The following is a 6,145-nucleotide window of genomic DNA, read 5'->3' as shown; positions in this document are numbered from 1 at the left end:
TGTATGCCCCTAAAATCTTGGGCGCGGGCCACGTGCTTATGCTTGGCGATGTCAATTCCTACAATTAAGGTATTTTCTGTCAGTTGTAAAATCTTTTCATTTTGTTTATACTTCATTTGAAGTCCTCCTTGGTCAAATTAAGGGTCCTGTCGACTGGACACCTCGTATCATACCAAGAGGGCTTTTTTTGTTCAAACCTCATTTTGCTTTAATACAGGAATGCTTTCTTAAAGTGCAAAAAAGCCATCCTCACATGAGAATGGCTTTTAAACTGTCAGTGTATTATTTTAAGTTTTGTTTCGCAACTGTTGCTAATTCTGCAAATGCTTTTTCATCTGCAATTGCAAGTTCAGCTAGCATTTTGCGGTTTACTTCGATACCAGCAAGCTTTAATCCATGCATTAAACGGCTGTAAGAAAGGCCATTCATGCGTGCAGCTGCATTGATACGAGTAATCCAAAGTTTGCGGAAGTCGCGTTTTTTCTGACGACGATCGCGGAAAGCATATTGTAATGATTTCATTACTTGTTGGTTAGCAACTTTATATAATGTATGTTTTGAACCGAAATAACCTTTAGCTAATTTTAAAACTTTTTTACGACGTTTGCGAGTAACTGTACCGCCTTTTACACGTGGCATATGTTTTCCCTCCTAGAATCGGATATTACTTAAGATTTACTAATAAATTACGGATACGCTTGTAATCACCAGCAGATACAAGAGTTGCTTTACGAAGTTTACGTTTTTGTTTTGTTAATTTGTTAGCGAATAAATGGCTTCTGTATGCATGAGAACGTTTAAGTTTACCAGAACCTGTTCTCTTAAAACGCTTTGCAGCGCCACGGTGAGTTTTCATTTTTGGCATTAGGGATTCCTCCTCATTACTTATCGTTTTTAGGTGCTAGAGTCATGAACATGCTTCTTCCATCCATTTTTGGATGAGACTCAACCGTAGCAATCTCGCTACAGCTTTCAGCAAATCTGACTAAAACACGTTGACCAATTTCCTTATGCGTAATGGCACGTCCTTTAAAGCGGATAGATGCCTTTACCTTATCGCCTTTTTCTAAGAACTTGATGGCATTACGAAGCTTTGTATTAAAGTCATGCTCATCAATCGTTGGGCTAAGGCGAACCTCTTTAATATTGATAACCTTTTGATTTTTGCGTGCTTCTCTTTCTTTCTTTTGCTGTTCAAATTTGAATTTACCATAGTCCATAATACGGGCTACTGGTGGTTTCGCATTTGGAGCGACTAGAACAAGATCAAGGTTTACACGAGCTGCTATTTCTAATGCTTCGTTTTTGGACTTGATTCCTAATTGTTCCCCGTTTTGATCAATTAGACGAACTTCCCGGGCACGAATTCCCTCGTTTAACAACATGTCTTTGCTAATAGTTAGACACCTCCGGTTTTTTACGAATACAACGTTTCGGTCAAGAGCGGGAAAACAAGTGATTGGATCACCTTGTTCACTGAGATAGTGAGCTAGCAATTAGTCTTCCTCCGCTTATCTTTCAAATCATGACTCAAAATGGAATCGCAGGTTTTTTATAAAGCTCTTCTTTAAAAGAAAAACTAGGTTTATACAAATAAAAAAGTGCGGATGAAATCACCCACACTTTACGAAAACCTCATTTTAACAAGAAAAAATGCTTACGTAAAACCTGCTAACAGCCTTATGCGTCAATCAGGTGAGAAGCGGGTGCTTCTTCTTTTACTAACTTGTATTCAATTTACCTTAGTTACTATATCACATGGATGACATGGTGTCAAACAGATATTTTTCTAATCAACGATAAAGATTTTATCACAAAGAATCATTGAATTGCAACAGTTTTATTTTTACATCTTAAAATTAACGATTTACTTCCGCTTTAAGAGATGCAAGGAATTCATTAAAAGCAATCGTTTCTGAATCCTGGTGACCGTATTTACGGACATTCACTGCCTCTTCTGCAACTTCTTTGTCTCCTACTACAAGCATGTACGGAATCTTTTGCATTTGTGCTTCGCGGATTTTGTAACCAATTTTCTCATCACGAGAATCGAGTTCAACACGGAAGCCCTCTGCTAAAAGTTTCTCTTGAACTTGCTTCGCATAATCATGATGGATACTTGGAGCGACAGGAATTACTTGAACCTGAACTGGCGCTAACCAAGTTGGGAAGGCACCCTTATATTCTTCAATTAAGAAAGCAACAAAGCGTTCCATTGTAGAAACTACCCCACGGTGAATAACGACTGGGCGATGCGGCTTGCCATCTTCTCCAACATAGGATAAGTCAAAACGTTCAGGAAGCAAGAAATCCAACTGTACAGTGGATAGAGTTTCATCCCTACCTAATGCAGTTTTCACTTGAACATCAAGCTTAGGGCCATAAAAGGCTGCCTCTCCGTCTGCTTCATAATAATCCAGCCCCATATCATCCATCGCTTCTTTTAACATGCTTTGTGCTTTTTCCCACATTGCATCATCGTCATAATATTTTTCAGTATCCTCTGGATCCCTATATGATAAGCGGAAGGAGTAATCAGTTAAATTGAAGTCTTTGTATACCTCCAAAATTAGATTAACAACTCGTTTGAATTCATCTTTAATTTGGTCCGGACGAACGAAAATATGAGAATCATTCAGAGTCATCCCACGTACACGTTGAAGGCCAGATAAGGCTCCTGACATCTCATAGCGATGCATCGTTCCAAGCTCAGCAATACGGATTGGAAGCTCACGATAGCTATGAATTCCATTTTTATAAACCATCATATGATGTGGGCAGTTCATCGGACGAAGAACTAATTGTTCATTATCCATTTCCATGATAGGGAACATGTCTTCTTGGTAATGATCCCAGTGACCAGAAGTTTTATAAAGATCCACGCTTCCTAAAACAGGAGTATACACATGTTCATAACCTAAGCGCACTTCTTTATCCACAATATAACGTTCAATAATACGGCGAATCGTTGCACCCTTAGGAAGCCATAATGGCAAACCTTGACCTACCAATTGAGAAGTTGTAAACAGGCTAAGCTCTTTTCCAATTTTACGATGATCGCGCTCTTTTGCTTCTTCAAGTAAGCGCAGATGCTCTGCCAAGTCTTCCTTTTTAAAGAAGGCTGTTCCGTAAATGCGCTGAAGCATTTTGTTGTCGCTATTCCCGCGCCAATAAGCGCCTGCAATACTTAGTAATTTAAATTCTTTGATTTTACCAGTTGAAGGTACATGTACTCCACGGCATAGATCAATGAAATCTCCTTGTTTATATAAAGTAACGGTTTCATTTTCAGGAATCGCATTAATCAATTCTAATTTATACTCATCGCCAATTTCTTTATATAATTGAATCGCTTCCTCTCTTGATACTTCTTTACGAACGACTTCAATATTTTCGTTAACGATTTTTTTCATTTCTTTTTCAATCAAAGGCAGATCCTCTGGTGTAATCGATTCTTCCATATCGATATCGTAGTAAAATCCACCTTCAATAACAGGACCAACACCAAGCTTTACATTTTTATAGAGCCGTTTAATTGCCTGAGCCATTAAATGAGCAGTGCTATGGCGCAAAATTTCTAAAGCTTCCTCGCTATCTGAAGTGATAATTTCGATTGAACCATCCTCTTCAATCGGACGGCGAAGATCATACATCACGCCGCCTAATTTACCAGCTAATGATTTCTTTTTTAAACCTGGGCTAATGGATGCTGCAATTTCTTCTGTTGTCGTTCCTTTAGGAAACTCCTTCATATTTCCATCAGGAAACGTAACTTTAACCAATTCTGACATGATAAATTCCTCCTTTTTTAGTTTAATCATCAGGGCTGATTTAAGGCAAAATAAAAAACCCGCCCCGATACAAGGGACGAGTTATATTGATTAACACGTGGTTCCACCCTAATTTTCATTTTACCTCAGGAGGTGAAATGACTTAATTAGTTCGATAACGGTTTCCCGTCAACCAATAGTGATTGAAAAAAAGCATACGAACATTTTTTCAGCTTTCATGGTTGAAGTTTAGAGGTGGTAAGTACTCTAATCGTATTAGGAAGGTTCCAGCCTTGCCTTCCCTCTCTAGTAACCGTAAAGGAATACCCTTGTCCTCATCATAACTTTTTTCATATTTCAATGTTATGTACGTAATTATAGAGCCTTAAATTTTGAAAATCAAGGGCAACTTACAATTTTTCTTCAATTTCACTTTGATCATGATAAAAAGCTGAGATAGGCATTATTTCCACCCGTTCTTCAAAAATATTTTGGATGGTGCGGATTAATGGCTGTTCCACATCATTTGTATAAAGATGAATTTGCTTTGGCGCAATCGATAAGAGAGGTCCAATCGTAACAGAATCAATATAAACCGGATGATTCGAGATCAGCTTTCGATCAATCATCCGCATCAGCTCTTTCCTTTTGATTTCTTCATAGCTCTCGTCATAAAACGTTATCCCCTCATCAAAAAGTAAATGCAAGTCATTCACCTTTGAGTCTTTCACGGAAAGAAATTCCCTCAAGGTTTGAATAAATATTTGATATTCTTGTTCCATTTTGTATTCATCAATCGAAAGCTCTACATAAGAAATAAGTTGATCCATGTAGGGTCTTAAACGGAAACGTACAAAGGAATCAAATGAGAAAGAAACTTGATTCTTAAACATATCCTCAATTGTTTCTCGGACACTCTCTTTATTGATTGCTTCCTTAATAAAGACAGATAAATCCTCCCGCTTTCCTTCAAGAATAGATTGGATAATAGCTAAAATTTGCTGTTGCTCGTCCTCATCCTCATAATAATACTGCTCACGCAAAATTCTTTTGAACCAATCCACCTGTTTAATATTCAATATAAATTGATAAAAGGTTTCACTCAATATGTGTTTCGACTGGTTTAAAAAAGTTTCAAAACGAACAATTCCTCTATTTTTATCTTCTTCGAGAAGAATTTCATTCAACTCTGTTTTTGATTTAAAAAAGCCGAATAATCTCTTTGCATCTTCTTTATTTTGGAATATGATTTCAATCAATCAGATCCCCCCTTTTTTAGAAATCCTTGTCTCATGTATATGGGGAATTTGACCAATTTAGAAGTATTAACCGATAACTCATCCTCCTGATTAAAATAAAAATAAATCGACTCCATTTTCAGCATGACTTTTCATTCATCAAAAAAAAGCCAACCCATTTGGATTCGCTTTTCTTCATAATCTTATTTACGGCGATTTGGTCCTTGAACTAAAATTTCGGTAGCTAAATACTTTATCCGTTCCATAATCCGCGCGGCCTTTATCGCCTCTTCTTCTCCACGTTGACTATAAGTTAAATGCTGCTCAAGATCTTTAAAATTAAAATTAGAGGTAAAAAAGGTCGGCAGTTTTTCCATCATCCGAAATTGAAGGATGGTCCCTAATATTTCATCTCTCGTCCAGCTCGTCATGGACTCAGCACCAATATCATCCAGCATCAAAACAGGGGCTTTTTTGATTAAATCAATTTTTTGATTTAAATTGTCCTCACCAATGGAGCTCTTTATTTCCCTTAGAAATTCCGGAACATAAACTATAAGAGAAGAAACCTTTCTTTCAGCTAATTCATTGGCAATCGCCCCTAAAATATAGGTTTTACCCGTTCCAAATGGGCCATGAAGGTATAAGCCCTTCATCCACTTTTCAGGATGATAATTCTTGACAAAATCCTTAGCAAATTGGATGGCTTTAAATCTTCCTTCGTCAATATCCAGATTCGAAAATGTGGCCTGTAAAATCTCTTTTGGAACATAAAGACTATTAATGAGCTTCTCATGCTTTTTATGTTCTTCATCCATGATTTTACGTGGACATTTTTCATATTGAATATCAATCATTTGATTTCGAATCACAAGGACAGGGCTGTAGCCTTGAAGCATATTCTTACACTGCTGTAAGCTCGGACAATCATGGCATTCTTTGCTTTGCGAAATAAATTCATAAAGTTTGTTTAATCCTCGGTCTATGATTGCTTGATTTAATTCGTCCCGATGTTCCTGGATAAAATTCTTCACGTATGGGTCGCTTAGAATTTGGCTACGTAATCGCTCATGCCTTTTTTGAAAATCTTGATGATTTGAAAGCCGGCTGATGGTATCGCTAATTCTTTCCACACTC

Annotated in this window: 6 protein-coding genes and 1 other annotated feature; all 6 genes read right to left on the bottom strand. The window is 37.3% G+C overall.

What is annotated here, in order from left to right; all coding sequences use genetic code 11:
- Window positions 1-282 precede the first annotated feature (282 nt).
- Complete coding sequence (gene rplT / locus ACE38V_RS13180; RefSeq protein WP_375841794.1) at window positions 283-639, bottom strand: 50S ribosomal protein L20; 357 nt, start codon at window positions 637-639, stop codon at window positions 283-285.
- A 25-nt stretch (window positions 640-664) separates the two neighbouring features.
- Window positions 665-865 carry a 50S ribosomal protein L35 gene (gene rpmI / locus ACE38V_RS13175; protein WP_375841792.1) on the bottom strand — a complete coding sequence of 67 codons (201 nt, stop codon included), beginning with the start codon at window positions 863-865 and terminating at the stop codon, window positions 665-667.
- Window positions 866-881: 16 nt separating this feature from the next.
- The gene (gene infC / locus ACE38V_RS13170) at window positions 882-1,385 is read right to left on the bottom strand and encodes a translation initiation factor IF-3 (RefSeq protein ID WP_075982526.1); all 504 of its coding nucleotides are present in this window, start codon (window positions 1,383-1,385) and stop codon (window positions 882-884) included.
- Window positions 1,386-1,589: 204 nt separating this feature from the next.
- Window positions 1,590-1,724: a sequence feature (ribosomal protein L20 leader region), on the bottom strand.
- Between the two features lie 135 nt (window positions 1,725-1,859).
- Complete coding sequence (thrS, locus tag ACE38V_RS13165; protein ID WP_375841791.1) at window positions 1,860-3,791, bottom strand: threonine--tRNA ligase; 1,932 nt, start codon at window positions 3,789-3,791, stop codon at window positions 1,860-1,862.
- Between the two features lie 389 nt (window positions 3,792-4,180).
- Complete coding sequence (gene ytxC / locus ACE38V_RS13160) at window positions 4,181-5,029, bottom strand: putative sporulation protein YtxC (protein ID WP_375841789.1); 849 nt, start codon at window positions 5,027-5,029, stop codon at window positions 4,181-4,183.
- A gap of 182 nt (window positions 5,030-5,211) precedes the next feature.
- Window positions 5,212-6,141 (bottom strand): primosomal protein DnaI, encoded by a 930-nt coding sequence (gene dnaI, locus ACE38V_RS13155; RefSeq protein WP_375841787.1) that lies wholly within the window; start codon window positions 6,139-6,141, stop codon window positions 5,212-5,214.
- Window positions 6,142-6,145 lie beyond the last annotated feature (4 nt).

Origin of the sequence: Cytobacillus sp. Hz8 (genome assembly GCF_042263505.1) — a bacterium.
Lineage (GTDB): Bacteria > Bacillota > Bacilli > Bacillales > Cytobacillaceae > Bacillus_BE.
This window is presented reverse-complemented; position numbering and strand designations above follow the sequence as displayed.

Excerpts from the sequence above, each read along its gene's own strand:
- rplT (WP_375841794.1), bottom strand. The coding sequence starts at position 639 with ATGCCACGTGTAAAAGGCGGTACAGTTACTCGCAAACGTCGTAAAAAA.
- rpmI (WP_375841792.1), bottom strand. The coding sequence starts at position 865 with ATGCCAAAAATGAAAACTCACCGTGGCGCTGCAAAGCGTTTTAAGAGA.
- infC (WP_075982526.1), bottom strand. The coding sequence starts at position 1,385 with ATGTTGTTAAACGAGGGAATTCGTGCCCGGGAAGTTCGTCTAATTGAT.
- thrS (WP_375841791.1), bottom strand. The coding sequence starts at position 3,791 with ATGTCAGAATTGGTTAAAGTTACGTTTCCTGATGGAAATATGAAGGAG.